This window comes from Halalkalibacter sp. AB-rgal2 (assembly GCF_041821005.1).
In the GTDB taxonomy this organism is placed as follows: domain Bacteria; phylum Bacillota; class Bacilli; order Bacillales; family Bacillaceae_D; genus Halalkalibacter.
The window spans coordinates 99,041-116,646 of sequence record NZ_JBGUAV010000006.1; the positions used below are offsets into that span (position 1 = coordinate 99,041).

Below are 17,606 nucleotides of genomic sequence, written 5' to 3' on the forward strand. Positions count from 1 at the left end.
AGGAGAGCCTTTTCAGTTCATCTCAAGCCCTTTTAACAACTTCACTGAGCGAGGACAATGAATAAGTACAGAGCCTTTTATCCGTGCCCTTACGTTACCACGTTTTTCTTAACTAAAGTTGGAAGGTGGCTCTTCTTGCTACTTTTGCTGACTTTCAGTAGAATGGGGAATATATTCTTACGAAGTGAAAAGAGGGTAAAAGAATGAGTAAACCATCTATATATGGGTTAACGTTCGAGCAATTGACGGATTGGTTAATTGAATACGGACATAAAAAATTTCGCGCACAGCAAGTATGGGGCTGGCTGTATCAAAAGCGTGTGAAAGATTTTGCTGAGATGACAAATGTTAATAAGGATTGCTTGCAGCTACTCGAAGAGCATTACGACATTCAAACGCTTGAGGAGCATGTGAAGCAGGAGTCTAAGGATGGTACAGTTAAATTCCTATTTCGTCTTCAGGATGGAAATTTAATTGAGACGGTTCTTATGAAGCATAAGTATGGGTATTCGGTTTGTGTGACGACCCAGGTCGGCTGTAATATCGGCTGTAGCTTCTGTGCAAGTGGACTTTTGAAGAAGAGTCGGGATTTATCGAGTGGGGAAATTGTTGAGCAAATTATGAATGTTCAGCACTACCTCGATGGTCTTGGTCAAGAACAGAGAGTGAGTCACATTGTTGTCATGGGGATTGGTGAACCATTTGATAATTTTGAAAATTTAATTGATTTCTTAGATGTGGTGAAGGACCAAAAAGGACTAGCTATTGGAGCAAGACATATTACCGTCTCGACGAGTGGACTTGCAGATAAAGTCCGAAAGTTCGCCGATGTCCATTCGCAAGTGAATTTAGCGATCTCCTTACATGCGCCTAATAATGAGCTTCGGTCACAAATCATGAAGCTTAATCGTGCGATCCCAATTGAGAAGCTCATGGATGCGATTGACTATTATTTGGAGAAGACGAATCGCAGGATTACGTTTGAGTACATTTTATTAAAGGATGTTAATGATAAGAAAGAGCACGCGCTTGAACTTGCAGAATTAATCGCTGATAAGCGTAAGCTCTCATACGTGAATTTAATCCCGTATAATCCAGTCGATGAACATGGACAGTATCAGCGTAGTACAGATGAAGCAATTCGCACCTTTTTTGATACATTAAAGAAAAAGGGGATTAACTGTGGTGTAAGGCTAGAGCATGGAACGGACATTGATGCAGCCTGTGGACAGCTAAGAAGTAAACAGATAAAAAAAGCGAAATAATTTCTTAAGCAGTGGGTAAAAAGGGAACAGTCTTTTATCCATTGCTTTTTTTTTGAAAAGGGTAAGAGGGGAGAATAAAGGTAAAGTCGTTCCTCCCTAACGCCCAACAATTAAACATGTATATGAACATCCTGTTCTAATTGCGCTTTCTTAGAAATGATTTTCATATATTACTAACATGTGTTTAGGAAAAAATGTTAAAATAGAGCTTATGTGGATATCGTACAATTTTTATGTTTGGAGGATGATTGGTAGTGAAGGTGACATTTTCAAAGCCTAAAGGATTCGGGCAAATTTTAGATCATATTTTTACAATAACAAAGTCAAAATTCCCTGATTTGTTTAAGGTGGCGCTAATATTATTAGGCCCTTTATATGTATTACAAGCAGTGATTCAGCTTATATTTGGAGTTAATTTCTTTCAGGAAATAGGAAGTAGTGGCTCCTGGATTGATCGTTTTATAGCTGGTTTTGAAGAGGATTTGTTGGCGCCTGCAACGCTGCTTGACAACTGGTTAACAGTTATATCGATGGCGAGTTTTGTCCTGTTAATTGTCTCTCAAGCGGCCATTATGCTGATAGTAAACCGGATTCGCTTGCAGCAGGAGTATACGGTTAAAGAAGTGATAAAGCAAGCATTTTCAAAGTTTTGGCCAGCGCTCGGAGGAACGTTGCTTTATATATTAATTTTAATTGGTATGACGGTTATTCCGATTATAATCGTGGCATTTTTCTCAGGAATTATCACTGAATTGATAGGCGGAGTTGGAGTGATTATATCAGCTATTTTCATGATCGCTCTCTTTGTGACAATTCTTTACTTTACGATTCGATGGAGCTTTTATTTCGGAGCAATTATTATTGATAAAAGTAAACCTGGTTTTAGAAAAAGCTGGGGATTAACGAAGAAAAGAGTGTGGGCGTTAATAGGGTTGTATCTTGTTCTTTTTCTCATTATTGGAATTGTGACCGGTGCTATTGAGGTTGTCGCCATGCTGTTTCTTGGCAATAGTGTTCTTTATTCGTTAATTATAAATACAGTGTCGCTCGTTACGACATTAATCTTCTCGGTTGGGTATGCTGTTATTTACTTTGATTTAAAAGTTCGTAATGAGGCAGATGATTTAAAAGGACTCATTGATGAATATGAGTCAGAAAAACCTAGTTCGGAATAAAGGTTAGGTGAGGTTATGGCACAGGCAAGGGAGCGTATTGCTGAAATATTAGATGGACGAGAGTATACGGTATATTATGAAGAGACAAGAACTTTGCTAGAACGTGGTATTAGTATTGTTTGGCAATGGATAATAGAGTTTATTATTGAATTGCTTCCGGTAATGCGAGCCTCACATGAAGCAGCTAATTTAGTTGTTATTGGACTTGTGATAGTCGGGACGATCGCGCTAATTATAGCATTAATCTTTGTAGCAAGGTATTTACAGAGAAAGCGTCGTTTTCGAGAATTACCCCCGATTCAGTCTGAAAATGAGATGAAGTGGTCATCTCAGATGCATTTTCAACAGCTGAAGGTGCAAGAGGAGAGAGGGAACCATACGCAAGCGTTACGTCATTTATTTTTAGGATTTTTGCTGTATTTTCATGAACATGAATGGCTCGAGGCCCGGATTTGGAAGACGAACTGGGAATATGTATATGAATTAGAGAAGGTTGATAAGGAGACATCCGCGCTCTTCCAAGATGTCGCGCTATTGTTTGACCGTGTCACATATGGGAATGTTCATGTAAGGAATGAAGAGTATCTCCATTACAAAGAGGTTGTGATGGCTTGGATACAATCTAATCAAGATGCACGTAATGGGAAGGAGGAATGAGGTCGTTTTGGATAGAAATAAATTTAGGTTTAAAGCGTGGTTTTGGATTCCAATTCTATTTGTAATCTTTCTTGCTAGTAGTTTCATTGCTATTGGACAGCCACCACGTGAATATCCGCCTTATGTCTCTCATTCTCCTTCTCCAACGGGGATTAAGGCTTTGTATACATATTTGGATGAGGAACGAGATAAGGTGCGACGTTGGGAACGAACTCCAGATCAGTTACCAGTACATGAACAAAATCGTGCTCTGCTTATGATTGAACCAGCGTTCGTACCAACGAGTAATGAAATGGTTCAGTATGAGGCTTTTATGGAAGCAGGAAATACGATTGTCCTTTTTAGTGAGAATCCAGCGGGGATGTTTGGGCTAAAATATGACCCGATCCTTCATTTCTTAGAAGATGAGCCTATTTATTGGGGAGAAGAGACGTATTATGCAGAACAGCGATCTCCTTTACGGTTGGTGCCGGCAGATGAAGATGAGATTTTATTAGAAGATGAACTAGGAGTTGTCGCTTTTAAACGTGAATTTGGTGACGGAGCTTTAATGGTTGTCAATGAACCATACTGGCTTATGAACCAATTTATATTAGAAGAGGATCACATTCCGCTTATCCTGACATTAATAGAGGAAGCTAATGCTGATGAACTGTGGTTTGATGAATATGTTCATGGTGATGATAACTCAACAAGCATGCTCGAAGTCTATCCTCAATGGTTTATTATCCTGATGCTGCAACTTGGTATATTTACATTATTATGGTTGCTCTACCAGGGCAAAAGGTTTGGACCGGTTTTGGTAGAAAGAGAGGAGACCGTTCGATTTAGTGATGAGGCCCTTCATGCTCTAAGTGCATGGTTTATAAAAGGGAAGCATTACTCGGGATCTTTGCAAATTCAAAGTGACTATGTACGCACACGAATGCAAGAAAAATGGGGGATTCCTCTAACAAAAGAGTGGCCCGATATTGCAGATAATCTCGTACAAAAGTGGGATGCGAAAACAGAAAAGGAAACACGGGAATTCGTATATGAGCTAGAGGAAGTATTAAGAAAAGAAGAGGTTAGCAAGCAAGAATACCTACTTTGGGCTAAAAAGTTAAATGAATTACAGAAAGGCGTGGAGAAAAGGTGAGAGCAGAATTAAAGGTTTTACTAGAATCTTATGAGCAAACGATACTTGGACAAAGTCAGAATATTAAATTGTTACTGGCTTCTGTCCTTTCAGGAGGACATGTTCTTTTAGAAGGTGTACCAGGAACAGGAAAGACACAAATGGTTCGCACGCTTGCTAGACTTATTGGTGGCGATTTCCACCGTATTCAATTTACTCCTGATTTACTTCCGAGCGACATTACAGGTAGTACGATTTACAATATGAAAGATGGTCAATTTCAAACATTAAAAGGACCGATTTTTACGAATATTTTACTAGCGGATGAGATTAACCGAACTCCTGCGAAGACACAAGCCGCATTGCTTGAGGCGATGGAAGAAAAGCAGGTAACGATTCAAGGTGTAACCTACTCTTTATCTGAGGTTTTCTTTGTTGTCGCGACACAAAATCCGATTGAATATGAAGGGACATATCCACTTCCTGAAGCGCAACAGGATCGTTTTCTATTTAAGCTAATCATTGATTTTCCATCAGTTGAGGAAGAACAGAAAGTGCTCAAACAAGTCATTGAGAAAAGAATGAATGCAGCGGCCGTTGCTTCAGAGTTAGATCTTGAAGCATTTGTTTCCATACGTAAGGAAATCGAGCAAGTGACAATAAGTGATGATGTGTATGCATATATGGTTGAGATCGTACGCAAAACTAGAGAATCTGAAGCTCTTCGCTTTGGGGCTAGTACACGTGCAGCGATTTCAATCGGGAAGGCTGCGCAAGCATGGGCATATTTAGCAGAGCGCGATTACGTTTCGCCAGATGATATTAAGTTTGTAGCCAAACCAGCATTAAGACATCGAATTCAACTATCTCCACATATAGAATTGGAGGGAACGACTGTTGATCAAATTATTAACGAGCTTGTTGGGTCGATTCCTGTTCCGCGATAAAGGGATACTGCCTACGAAACGATTGCTTTTACTTTTTATCGCGATTTCAAGTTTCTTTGTCATCTTAGGTTTCTTCGGTGTTTCATGGCTATGGATCATCATCGGAAACGGAGTTGTGTTGCTCATTAGTTTGCTCGATCTGCTTTTTTCGCCAAGCAGAGACGAATTGAATGTCTCTCGACAATTAGATGGCGAATTAGAGAGAGGCATTGCGTATCAAGGGAAGGTAGTCGTAACGAATCGATCACGCTATCCGGTAGCGATTCGTATCATTGATGATTTACCTCAATCCTTCGTGCGCCCCTTTCCGATTGTGCTACAAGCAGGTTCAGAAAGCGAATCTTCTATCGGTTATGAAACCTTAGCACCCGTTCGTGGAAAATATCTCGTTAAAAAGCTGTACATACGTTATAAAAGTGCTTACGGCTTATGGGAGAAGCAAATGTCTCAAGAAGCTGAGGATGAAGTGAAAGTGATTCCTGATTTAACGGATACGAGACATTTTCTTGAAAATGCGCAGAAGTTTTTACTGCATGAAGGAAAGGATATTCGTAAACGTCGGAGTGACGTTGGAGAATTTGCTCAAATTCGAAATTATGTTGTTGGTGATGATCCAAGGAAGATTAATTGGCGTCAAACGGCAAAATTGCAGGAGTTAATGACAAATGAATACGAGCCTGAACACGGAAAGCACGTCACACTCTTAATTGATTGTGGGCGAATGATGGGAGCGGAGTTGAAGAAGGGAAACCGTTTAGAGCGTTCTCTAGAGGCTGCGATAACGGTTGCTGCCGCTTCTTTACAAAAAGGGGATCAAGTAGCTGTATTAGCTTTTTCTAATCAAGTTAAAGTCTTTGTTCCACCGGCGAAAGGAATGGCTCATTTACAGACGATCTTACAGGCGATTTATGATGTAGAGGTGGATGGGGTTGAATCAAACTATGCCGATGTCCTTCGTTATTTAGAAACGGTTCAGAAAAAGAGGAGTTTACTACTTCTATTTAGTGATGTTCGCACTTTTTTACATGAGGAAAGCGCCCTCGTGTATTTACAACGTTTACGTCAGCGGCATTTATTCTTCATGATTGGTGTCGAGGATGAAATGCTAAAGTCGAAAGTAGGGGATGATCCCGAAGAAGTGAGGACAGCTGTTGTCAAAGCGATGGCGATGAAGCAAATACTTGTGAAAAAACGGGAAAAGGCAAAATGGGAGAGGCAAGGACTTCATATGATTGAAGCGGAGGAAGAACGATTAGCCGTTGCCGCTGTCTCGACTTACTTTGACGTCATGAACCGCGGACTGTTATAGATGCATCCAAAAGGGCGGTTTTCCCTTTTGGATGCATCGTGGCATGGTGAAGTCGCTACATGAAGTAAAAGTCAAAGTGGATAGTGGTCTTCTCTCCACTTGACGCGTAGCGAACGAAACCAGTGCCGAAAGGGCGGTTTTCCCTTTTGGATGCATCGTGGCATGGTGAAGTCGCTACATGAAGTAAAAGTCAAAGTGGATAGTGGTCTTCTCTCCACTTGACGCGTAGCGAACGAAACCAGTGCCCAAAAGGGCGGTCTTCCCTTTTGGATGCATCGTGGCATGGCGAAGTCGCTACAGAAGTAAAAGTCAAGTGGATAGTGGTCTTCTCTCCCCTTGACGCGTAGCGAACGAAGCCAGCGCCGAAAAGGGCGGTTTTCCCTTTTGGATGCATCGTGTTTGAATCTATGTAAACATGTAATAAGCGATGTTCATCATTACGAATCGATCAAAAGGATCGTCCTTATAGTCGATAACGAATGCGAACATCGCTTTTTAAAAGACACACGTTTTCCGTAACTGATAAGTCAAGCTACTTTCAATGGCTTCCGCTAAGATTGGTTGGACTGCTCTCGCTTGAGAATTAACGCCTTACCAATGAGAGCATATAGGATTAAACCGACGGTAGTGATAAGAGCGATAGCGTATTTCGCTTCTAACGAAATGCCTGCAGGTGTTATATAGCCTTCGATCACACCAGCAATGACGAATAATGGAATCGTTCCAAGTAGCAGCTGGACGGACCGTTTGGCGTTTTCCTTTAGTTGATAAGCTCTTGAATAGTCACCAGGAGCAAACAATCGATAGCCCATTAATAGACCAGCTCCGCCTGCAATGAAAATGGCAGTTAGTTCGACGATTCCGTGAGGGACGATATATGCCCAAAATTCGTAGCTGTTGCCATAGTGCCAAAAGAGAGCGGCAATGGCACCGATAATAATTCCGTTATAAATCAAAATATAGACGGTTAATAAGCCAAATGTTATTCCACCAGCAAAGGCAAGAATAGCCACTTGAATGTTGTTCACCATAATTTCAGCAGACATAACCGGTGCATTTACGGTGCCTTCTGCTGCACCGACTTGGGTTGGATCAAATGCTTTTGCTAACTCTGCCGGCAATACAGTATAAAGGCTTAATTCATCCTGCATAACAGCAAAGAAGCTTCCAATTGCACCGAGGGTGAACAGCAGCATCGCAACGAGCACAAACTTCCATTGATCAAATAACAAATGAACAAATTTTGTACTAAAAAAATATTTGATTTGCTTCCAGCTCGATAGTTGGTCACGGTATAGTAGATTGTGAGCTTTTGCGACAAGGCCATTTAAATAAAAAGTCACATCAGCGGAAGGGAAATTTGTTTGGCTATAAGAAAGATGCTGAGCCACTTTCTGATAGGTACGGTGGAATTCATGAATGTGCTGACTTCCTGTTCTGCTTCTATTGTTCTTTTGTAGAGTCGAAATGAGTTGTTCTAGGTTGTTCCATTCTTCTCGATGCTGTTGTGTAAATTGTTTTATATTCATTTTGAGCCACACCTTCTTATTAAAAAACTCATAACTACTATTTTATAGTAATAATGGTAAAATAGAAACAGGTTATATGAATATTTTCTTTAAAGAAGCGATTGAATGTCTCGAAGTAAAATGATTGTAGTAAGTAAAGATGGAGGACGTTATGAATCAGGAACAAGTACAAGTCAAAACACCAGAATATGTATCCTTACAATTTCAATCGGCAGGTTTAGGAAGTCGAGCATCTGCCTTTATTATCGACCAAGTGATTATTATGATTGCTAATTTTACGATTTTAATTGGTGCAATTTACTTAATGGATTTTATGGGGCTATTCATGGGGACATCATGGGTGCCAATCGCTATTGTAACGATTCTTGCTTTTCTCATAAATTGGGGTTATTTCTTTTTCTTAGAGTACTTCACGGGTGGGAGAACGATAGGGAAAAAGATGCTCGGTATTCGAGTGATGCAGGAAAATGGCCATAGTATTACACTATTATCAAGCTTTATCCGAAACTTATTACGCATTGTTGATCAACTGCCTGCAGGCTATTTACTGGGAATATTAATGATATTCTTTCATTCGAAGCATAAGCGTTTAGGGGATCTAGCTGCTGGGACGCTAGTCGTTCATGAAAGACGGGTAAGAAAGAGAAAGAAAAAAACAGCAATCGAGAAAGAGATTGAACGAAGAGGCATTACAAGGGACGATTGGAAGCTAGAAGAATGGACGATCAAAAGCTTCAAGGAAAAGGATTGGAATTTGTTAAAAACGTATGTGGAGCGTTATTTACAAGTACCGTTAGAGGAGCGTGAGCAGCTAACAAAAAAGGTTTCTAGTATTCTCATTGAAAAGGTTGGCATCGATACAAGCGGAAAAACGACGCTAGAGCGTGAGCGAATGCTGTTTACTCTCTATTTACATTTAAAAGATGAATGGGAATTTGAATAAAACCATTGACAATTGCAACTGGAAAATACTACAATACATTATACAAAATAGAAGGGAGGGTTACAAAAATGGATAAGGTTAATCGTCGTAAAAGAAAACGAAATAGAAATGTAACCCGACCGGTCGGATACGAGCTACTTTTTTAGGAGTAGAATCGGTGTGGTTACATATGTAACTGCACCTTATCTATAGGTAGTATGATTAGATACCGTGCATTCGTGTGCGGTATTTTTTTTGTGGAAAAAAATGGGTAATGTGGTTGAGAAGGGTGGGATAGGTTATGTTTACAATTTTATTTAAACTAGGTTGGTTTTTCAAGAAGTATTGGAAGCGCTATACGATCGCGATTATTCTTTTACTTATTGTCAGTGTGCTCGATGTTATTCCACCAAAAATCATTGAGATGGCGATTGATGATATTCAGTTTCGCCAGTTAACTCCAGAACGCCTGCGTGAGCTGATACTCTTCTATGGGGGGCTCATTGTGGCCAGTTATTTAATCACGTATGTCTGGATGTATCAGCTGTTTGGTGGGGCATTTGTACTGGAGCGCTTGCTTCGTTTTCGTTTAATGCGTCACTTCCTCTTCATGACGCCTCGTTTCTTTGAAAGAAATCGAACAGGTGATTTAATGGCTCGTGCGACAAATGACTTGAAGGCGATTTCGTTAACAGCAGGATTCGGGATTTTAACGTTAATTGATTCGACCGTGTTTATGATGATCATTATTGCTGTCATGGGCTTTACGATTAGCTGGCAGCTTACATTAGCAGCACTTATACCGTTGCCGCTTATGGCTCTGGCGATTCGTTATTATGGTAAGATGATTCACCAACGATTTACAGCTGCACAAGGTGCATTTGGTGATTTAAATGATCAAGTATTAGAATCGATTGGAGGAGTTCGTGTCATTCGTGCCTACGTACAGGAGCGGGCGGATGAAAAACGATTCCAGCAGCAAACCGAGTATGTTTACTCTAAAAATATTGACGTTGCTCGCGTGGACTCGCTTTTTGAGCCAACGATCAAAATATTAGTTGGCTTCAGTTATGTGATTGGCTTAGGGTACGGTGCTTACCTTGTGTTTCAACAAGCAATTACGCTCGGACAGCTTGTGAGCTTTAATATTTATTTAGGAATGCTCATTTGGCCGATGTTTGCCATTGGTGAATTGATTAACATATTGCAGCGGGGGAGTGCATCACTAGATCGTGTGAATGAGACGTTAGCCTATGAGCCTGATGTGAAGGATGATCATCAAACTGTGGATGTTCCACTACCTCATACAATTGAATTTTCACATGTCTATTTTTGTTATCCTTCAACAGAACGGAAGCAACTGAAGGATGTGAACTTTACAGTTGAAAGAGGAGAGACGATCGGTATTGTTGGAAAGACAGGAAGTGGAAAGTCGACATTAATCAAGCAGCTTATTCGCGAATACCCACTTGGTGAAGGAGCGATTACGATTTCGGGTGTGGCTATTGATCAAATCCCATTAGATCGTTTGCTCTCATGGATTGGTTATGTTCCGCAAGAGCAAATTCTCTTCTCTCGTTCGATTCGTGAGAACTTAATGTTTGGAAAAGAGCATGTTTCTGAAGATGAGATCGAAGAAGCGTTACGGCTAGCTGTATTTGACCAGGTGCATCAGTTGCCAATGGGGCTTGAGACATTGGTTGGTGAGAAAGGTGTGGCTCTTTCCGGTGGGCAAAAGCAACGGTTATCGATTGCGCGTGCTCTCATTCAAGATCCTGAAATTCTTCTCTTAGACGATGCGATGTCAGCAGTAGACGGTAAGACAGAAGCGAAAATGATCGAGAACATCCGCTCCGTTCGAGAAGGGAAAACGACCTTTATTACGACACATCGACTGTCAGCAATAGAGCATGCCGATTGGATTATCGTATTAGATGAAGGTGAAGTGATTGAAGAAGGGACACATGAGCAATTATTGGCGCTTGGTGGCTGGTATAAAGAGCAATATGATCGGCAACAGGCCAATGATTCTTACGGGGAGGTGAGCTAATGAAATCACAACAAAATGTAGGGAAGCGCCTCGTCGCGTACGCTCTTGCGTTTAAAAAAACGATACTAGTAGCGCTAGTCCTGCTTACGGTCGCTGTTACAGCTGAGCTAGTCGGTCCCTTTATTGCTATGAAAGTAATAGATGATCACATTATGGGGATTGAGGAGCCGTGGGTTGAGGTAGCAGATGAAACTGAGCAAACGGTTATGTATGAGGGGAATCTATATAAGCGTAGCTCTTACGTATCAGCAGAGGATGTAGTAGGTGAAGGTAAGCTACAGCTTTTACAAGTAGGACGCTCCTTCTATGCCATAAAAGAGCACCTCTTGTTTGATGGGGAGAGGGTGGCTGAGGAGAGTGTCGTCACGATACGTAGTGGCAATGAGCAAGTCAGTTATGAAGCAGAGCAGCTAGCAACGGCAGCATTAATTCAATTTTACCAGCCTGAAATAAGGCCGATTATCGTGTTATTAGCTGTCTATATCGCTTTACTTATCTTTGCGGCTTTCTTTCAATATGGAAAGTCCTTGTTATTACAAAAAGCAGCGAATCGAATCATTCAAAAAATGCGTACAGATGTCTTTGAACATATTCAAAGACTGCCGATTACGTATTTTGATAATCAGCCGGCAGGACGCATCGTTTCAAGGGTGACGAACGATACAGAAGCGATTCGTGAGTTGTATGTGAAAGTGTTAGCTTCTTTTGTAACGAGTGGTATTTATATGCTCGGAATCTTTGTCGCTTTATTCATTTTAGATGTGTACCTCGCTTTGATTACGTTAGCGGTTGTGCCTATTATAGTGATTTGGATCATCGTCTATCGTAAGCTTGCTGCAAAGTATAATTATCTTATTAGGACAAAGATTAGTGAGATTAATGGAATGATTAATGAAACGATTCAAGGTATGCCAATTATTCGTGCTTTTCGTCGGCAGAAGCAAATGACCGCAGAATTCGAACAATTGAACAAAGAACATTTCACATATGAGAATAAGCTCTTAAGCTTAAACGCTGTTACATCACATAACTTAGTTAATGTGCTGCGAAATGTTACATTTGTTGCGCTGATTTGGTATTTTGGAGGTCAATCAATGACAGCCGCTGGAATCATTTCGATTGGATTGTTATATGCATTCGTTGATTATTTAAATCGACTTTTCCAACCAGTAACCGATATTGTTAATCAGCTTGCTCAGTTAGAGCAAGCGCGTGTTGCATCCGCTCGCGTGTTCGAGCTACTTGATGAAAAGGGTGAGGATGTCGTTGATGATTCAGTTCCTCGTTACGAAGGGTATGTTAAATTTGACCACGTTAGCTTTTCATATGACGGAAAGCAGGATGTACTAAAAGATATTAGCTTTGAAGCGAAGAAGGGTGAAACGGTTGCTTTAGTCGGTCACACTGGATCTGGAAAAAGCTCGATTATGAATGTATTGTTCCGTTATTATGATGTAGAACGAGGTATCATTTCAATTGATGATACACCGATTCAAATGATGTCTAAACAGCAGTTGCGTAAGCATATGGGGATTGTTTTGCAGGATCCATTTTTATTCTCGGGTACGATCGCCTCTAATGTGAGCTTAGATAACCCAGGTGTTTCAAGGGATCACGTTCTCCAAGCCTTAAAGGATGTTGGGGCAGATCGATTCATTGAGCAGTTACCGAACAGCTATGATGAGCCTGTATTAGAAAAAGGGAGCACCTTATCCGCGGGTGAACGGCAGCTTATATCCTTTGCGCGGGCTCTTGCGTATAATCCAGCGATTCTTATCTTAGATGAGGCTACCGCTAATATTGATACTGAAACAGAAGCGCTTATCCAGCAGGCCTTAAATGTCGTAAAAGAAGGGCGTACGACATTTATCATCGCTCACCGCCTATCAACGATTCGACAGGCCGATCAAATTCTCGTATTAGACCAAGGAGAAATCGTTGAACGAGGGCGGCATGAAGAGCTATTAGAACGGAAGGGAAAGTATTACCAAATGTATCAAATGCAGCATAGGACGGAGCAGAAGATTATTTCATAGAGGGTGAGAGGATAATGAAAGAAAAGCTTCAACAATTGCTGCTAGATCGTCTTTCTTTTTCTACAATGGTGTACCCTTCATTTACAAACGATATGCGGCATAACTTTGAACATGCTTACGATCAATTACGAACGAATCAGATGGAGAGATACAACGGTCCCTATCCGTTGTACCTCCTTCTACATTATCTCATTGTCGAGAAAGGTTGCCTCGTTCATGGATCGAATCACCCGAACATTTCGATATTTGAACCGAGACCGCAAACATTGTATGACGGTAAGCCAGTTACTGCTGTATTTGCTTCAGCAGATGGCCTTTGGTCGTTGTTCTTTGCGGTTGTCAATCGGTTGGAATATGAAGGGGCGTTGAAAAATCTTTGTATTATAACAAAAAACAAACGTTACTACTACTTTTCTCTTAATCGTGATTGGTCGGGAACGCTATGGAGAGAAGGGACGATTTATATGTTGCCGAGTGATGCCTTTGTTCAAGGTGGAGCAAAGGCAGAATGGGTGTCAGAGAATCCAGTGTCTCCTGTTGCAAAGCTGGCGGTAGCGCCTGAGGATTTCATCTTTCGTAATCAAGTGAAAAGGCATGATGAGAACGAACCTCACTTACGTTCGCTCGTGAAGGGGTTGCTGTATAAAGGATAGTCTTGACCCATATTAGATGTGGGAATTCCCGAAGGTGGTGATATCAAATGGCGCAACTGTTTCATCTTCCGCCAAATTTTGTAGTGCCTCATGCAAAGTTGTTTATTAAGAGGGGCGATTATTTGTATGAAGTGATGAATCTAATCGCCTAATTATATTTCTGATAAACAGCTTTGCCTTATTTTTTACCATTCCTTTTAAAAAAATAATAAGGAGCTGACCAGAAATGATAAATTCAGTAGAAGAGAATGTACCTTTTCTAAAAAATGACCAATACAATTATATTAAATTTCAATTGAAACATCTCGTCTATGCTTATTCAATAACGAAGGATAAAGAAGTTCTCAACGCTTTGAAATATAGTACTCGTGATAAAGTATTTTCTCAAATACCAAATATGAATGAAGGACAAAAGGCCGTATTAAATAAAATGATGCATCTGGAAGAGGATAAGCAAGTAGAGCGCTTTTTGCTGGAACTGAAGAATGTTGTCGTTCCATTTAAAGAGATCAATGAAAAGACTATAACGAATCTCTTTCCTAAAGCAAAGAAATTGAAAATGCCTTCTCTTAAAGAGATCGACTTTAGGAGTTTATCGTACTTAGGTTGGTATGATATTCGCTCAGAAAAGAAATTCCTTATTATAGAGAACGATGGAATATTAATCGGGATTCAAGGATCTTTTAAGAAGAGCGTAAAAGGAATTTGTGCACTATGTCATGCAAATGAAGATGTTGGTTTGTTTATGGCTAAAGTGAAGTCTGGAAAAGAAACATATACAAATAGAGGTAATTATATTTGCGCAGACAGCTTCAAATGTAATGAAAACCTAACGACATTAGATCAATTGAATCATTTCGTAAAAATATTAAATAAATAATTGGGTTTGGAGAACATGACTATTTTTATTTAACAAAGTCTCTTCCACTTCTCCTATTGTTAACTTATAATGAAATTGAAGTTAACAATAGGAGGTTTTTTATGCATTGGAGTCAAATTTCTGAAAAAATTATTAAGGGATATTTGTTAACAAAGGAAGAAGCGTTAGCTGTTTTAAGAGCACCAGATACAGAAGTCGTTGCGCTTGTTCATGAGGCGTATCGTATTCGTCATCATTACTACGGAAAAAAAGTAAAGCTGAATATGATTTTAAATGCAAAAAGTGGTCTTTGTCCTGAGGATTGTGGGTACTGTTCGCAGTCGTTTAAAGCAACGAGTGACTGTGATACCTATGCCCTCGTCGATGAAGAGACGATTATAGAAGGGGCAAAGACAGCTGCCAATGGACAAATAGGGACCTATTGCATTGTGATGAGCGGGAGAAGACCGACGAATCGAGAGGTCGATCGGATCTCAGGGGCAGTTGAGGAAATTAAGAGAGAGCATCCTCATTTGAAAATTTGTGCCTGTTTAGGGCTTGCTACCGAAGATCAGACAGCCAAGCTTAAGGAAAGCGGTGTCGATCGTTACAATCATAATATTAATACGAGTGAGCGTTATCATAGTGAAGTTGTCACAACACATACATACGATCAACGTGTTGAAACGTTGGAAACGATGAAAAAACACGGAATCTCCCCGTGCTCTGGTGTGATTTGTGGGATGGGTGAGACAGATGAGGATATTGTTGATATGGCTTTTGCATTAAGAGAGATTGATGCTGATAGCATACCGGTCAATTTCCTGCATGCGATTGAAGGGACAAAGTTTGCTAATAAAGATGAGCTTTCACCGATGAAGTGTTTGAAAATATTAGCACTGTTTCGCTTTATAAATCCTACGAAGGAAATACGAATCTCAGGTGGACGTGAGGTCAATCTGCGTTCATTGCAGTCGATGGGTCTGTTTATTGCTAATTCAATCTTTGTTGGTGATTATTTAACAACGCAAGGGCAGCCAAACCTAACAGATTATGAAATGGTACGTGATCTAGGATTTGAGATTGAGGAGAATGCGTTTGAGCGAGATACGAGTGTGGTGGAGGCGAAGTCGTAGACTTGTACTACACGACGTAATTAAGAAAGGCTATGGTGTATAGGTCGCGTGTTTTATGAGCTTCCTCATTCCTCTATTTTGTCTCTATTATCCTTTTTCATTTCATTACGGTTCCTCATTCCTCTATTATGGCTTTTATGGATCCTTTTGGCTTCATTTAGCTCAAATAGCGGAACGAGGATTCCTTTTTCATTTCAGGAAGCGAGATTTCCCCGATTTAGTGGAATGAGGATTCCCTTTGTTCTTCGTATCACAGAAAGACAGCGGCGACGGTAGGAGTAGTCGTGGCTGCGCTGTATACTCCTCTGTTTTGGCTTTCCCCTCTTCTCGATTGTTTACACTTAAAATAAATATTTGGAGTTTAATTCAAGGTGGATGCAAGCAGATTCGCAGGTGGCGCTGGCCTCTCTCTTTACACGCATTTATGAAAGAACCCACTTTCATAAAAACTTAAAAACGTTATAACGCTCCGCGCAATGCTATTAAGAGAAGACTGCTACGCAGTTTTTCTCAGACCATCTTTTCAGGATTGACGTATTGATCATATTGCTTAGCTGTAAGGTGGCCGCTTTTAATAGCGGCTTCTTTTAATGATAGTCCTTCGGTATGGGCTAGTTTCGCAATCTTAGCTGCGTTCTCATAACCGATATGTGGATTGAGAGCTGTTACGAGCATGAGAGACTGTTCGACCAATTCCTTTATTCTTTCCTCATTCGGTTTTATTCCAATGAGACACTTGTCATGAAAGGAGCGTAGGCCGTCGCTCAATAGCTGTATAGATTGTAGCATGTTGTAAGCGATGACGGGTTTAAACACATTAAGCTCAAAGTTCCCTTGACTTGCAGCAAAGCTAATCGAGGTATCATTCCCCATTACTTGGCAAACGATCATAGTGAGTGCCTCGCTTTGCGTAGGGTTGACTTTTCCAGGCATAATGGAGCTCCCTGGTTCATTTGCTGGTATCGTAATTTCGCCAATTCCTGAGCGTGGTCCACTCGCAAGCCATCTAACATCATTGGCTATTTTCATTAAGTCTGTTGCTAGTGCCTTTAGTGCACCATGAGTGTATACAAGCTCATCGTGGCTCGTTAAGGCTTGGAATTTATTCACGGCTGTTTGGAAAGGGAATCCTGTAATGGTCGCAATGCGTTCAGCCACTTTTTCTCCAAAGGAAGGGTGTGCATTGATTCCTGTTCCGACAGCGGTTCCGCCAATAGCAAGCTCTAGTAAGCTTTCCGAACTTGTTTGGATCATACGCGTGTCTTTTTCCACCATCCGGTGCCAACCGCTAATTTCCTGTCCGAGTGTTAACGGTGTAGCATCTTGCAAATGCGTACGACCAATTTTAATCAGTGATTGAAAGGCTTTTACTTGCTTGGAAAGTGTTTGCTTGAACCTTTCTAATTCTGGGAGTAACTGTTGTTGAATTTTCGTATAGATTGCAATGTGCATCGCTGTTGGAAACGTGTCGTTTGAACTTTGTGATTGGTTTACATCATCATTGGCATGAATGGAGTCGTTGTATCCTTCCTGCTTTAACCATTCATTTCCACAGTAGGAGATGACTTCATTGACGTTCATGTTCGTTTGAGTCCCACTACCTGTTTGCCACACCTTTAGTGGGAAATGCTCATCAAGCTCTCCTGCTCGTATTTTAGTCGTTACTTTACAGATTGCTTTCATTTTTTCTGTTGTTAGCAATCCTAGTGAATGGTTTACTTGTGCTGCACTTTCCTTAATAATCGAGTAAGCATAAATGAGCTCAAGTGGCATCATTTCACTGCCGATATTGAAGTTTTCTAAGCTTCTTTGTGTTTGGGACTTCCAATATTTATCTGCTTGTACGGAGATTTCACCAATTGTATCCTTTTCCATTCGGGTTTTCATGGTATGCCCCCTTAATTCTTCTTTTTCTTAGTATATTAGTGATTGTCATGCATATTCAAACAGA

General features: G+C 40.6%; 14 protein-coding genes. 12 read left to right on the plus strand and 2 right to left on the minus strand.

What is annotated here, in order from left to right; translation table 11 throughout:
- Positions 1-203: 203 nt before the first annotated feature.
- From rlmN to ACERJO_RS07130, 6 genes are all read left to right on the plus strand, one after another.
- Positions 204-1,265, plus strand: a complete 1,062-nt coding sequence (rlmN, locus tag ACERJO_RS07105) for a dual-specificity RNA methyltransferase RlmN (protein ID WP_373647054.1) — start codon at positions 204-206, stop codon at positions 1,263-1,265.
- Positions 1,266-1,519: 254 nt separating this feature from the next.
- Complete coding sequence (locus tag ACERJO_RS07110; protein ID WP_373647055.1) at positions 1,520-2,440, plus strand: DUF7847 domain-containing protein; 921 nt, start codon at positions 1,520-1,522, stop codon at positions 2,438-2,440.
- A gap of 15 nt (positions 2,441-2,455) precedes the next feature.
- On the plus strand, positions 2,456-3,097 hold the full coding sequence (locus tag ACERJO_RS07115; protein ID WP_247101766.1) for a DUF4129 domain-containing protein: 642 nt from the start codon (positions 2,456-2,458) through the stop codon (positions 3,095-3,097).
- A 7-nt stretch (positions 3,098-3,104) separates the two neighbouring features.
- On the plus strand, positions 3,105-4,235 hold the full coding sequence (locus tag ACERJO_RS07120; RefSeq protein ID WP_373647056.1) for a DUF4350 domain-containing protein: 1,131 nt from the start codon (positions 3,105-3,107) through the stop codon (positions 4,233-4,235).
- Positions 4,232-5,161: an AAA family ATPase gene (locus ACERJO_RS07125; RefSeq protein WP_373647057.1), complete on the plus strand. Its 930-nt coding sequence runs from the start codon at positions 4,232-4,234 to the stop codon at positions 5,159-5,161. The genes ACERJO_RS07120 and ACERJO_RS07125 overlap by 4 nt, the downstream gene beginning before the upstream one ends.
- Positions 5,112-6,470: a DUF58 domain-containing protein gene (locus tag ACERJO_RS07130; protein ID WP_373647058.1), complete on the plus strand. Its 1,359-nt coding sequence runs from the start codon at positions 5,112-5,114 to the stop codon at positions 6,468-6,470. The genes ACERJO_RS07125 and ACERJO_RS07130 overlap by 50 nt, the downstream gene beginning before the upstream one ends.
- A 551-nt stretch (positions 6,471-7,021) precedes the next feature.
- On the opposite strand, the gene ACERJO_RS07135 is transcribed toward ACERJO_RS07130, so the two are convergent.
- The gene (locus ACERJO_RS07135) at positions 7,022-7,999 is read right to left on the minus strand and encodes a stage II sporulation protein M (RefSeq protein ID WP_373647059.1); all 978 of its coding nucleotides are present in this window, start codon (positions 7,997-7,999) and stop codon (positions 7,022-7,024) included.
- A gap of 151 nt (positions 8,000-8,150) precedes the next feature.
- Between ACERJO_RS07135 and ACERJO_RS07140 the strand changes: the two genes are divergently transcribed.
- The 6 genes from ACERJO_RS07140 (at position 8,151) to bioB (ending at position 15,655) form a co-directional block, all read left to right on the plus strand.
- On the plus strand, positions 8,151-8,942 hold the full coding sequence (locus ACERJO_RS07140; RefSeq protein ID WP_247101781.1) for an RDD family protein: 792 nt from the start codon (positions 8,151-8,153) through the stop codon (positions 8,940-8,942).
- Positions 8,943-9,222: 280 nt separating this feature from the next.
- On the plus strand, positions 9,223-10,971 hold the full coding sequence (locus ACERJO_RS07145; RefSeq protein WP_247101783.1) for an ABC transporter ATP-binding protein: 1,749 nt from the start codon (positions 9,223-9,225) through the stop codon (positions 10,969-10,971).
- Positions 10,971-13,007, plus strand: a complete 2,037-nt coding sequence (locus tag ACERJO_RS07150; RefSeq protein ID WP_373647060.1) for an ABC transporter ATP-binding protein — start codon at positions 10,971-10,973, stop codon at positions 13,005-13,007. Before ACERJO_RS07145 ends, ACERJO_RS07150 begins: the two co-directional genes overlap by 1 nt.
- A 14-nt stretch (positions 13,008-13,021) precedes the next feature.
- Entirely contained in the window at positions 13,022-13,660 is a 639-nt protein-coding gene (locus tag ACERJO_RS07155; RefSeq protein ID WP_373647061.1) for a hypothetical protein, read from the plus strand.
- A gap of 226 nt (positions 13,661-13,886) precedes the next feature.
- Positions 13,887-14,540 (plus strand): FusB/FusC family EF-G-binding protein, encoded by a 654-nt coding sequence (locus ACERJO_RS07160; protein ID WP_247101791.1) that lies wholly within the window; start codon positions 13,887-13,889, stop codon positions 14,538-14,540.
- A 101-nt stretch (positions 14,541-14,641) separates the two neighbouring features.
- Positions 14,642-15,655: a biotin synthase BioB gene (gene bioB, locus ACERJO_RS07165; RefSeq protein WP_373647062.1), complete on the plus strand. Its 1,014-nt coding sequence runs from the start codon at positions 14,642-14,644 to the stop codon at positions 15,653-15,655.
- A 510-nt stretch (positions 15,656-16,165) separates the two neighbouring features.
- Here the strand turns inward: bioB and fumC are convergent.
- Positions 16,166-17,542, minus strand: coding sequence for a class II fumarate hydratase (gene fumC, locus ACERJO_RS07170; protein ID WP_373647063.1), 1,377 nt, complete (start codon positions 17,540-17,542; stop codon positions 16,166-16,168).
- Positions 17,543-17,606 lie beyond the last annotated feature (64 nt).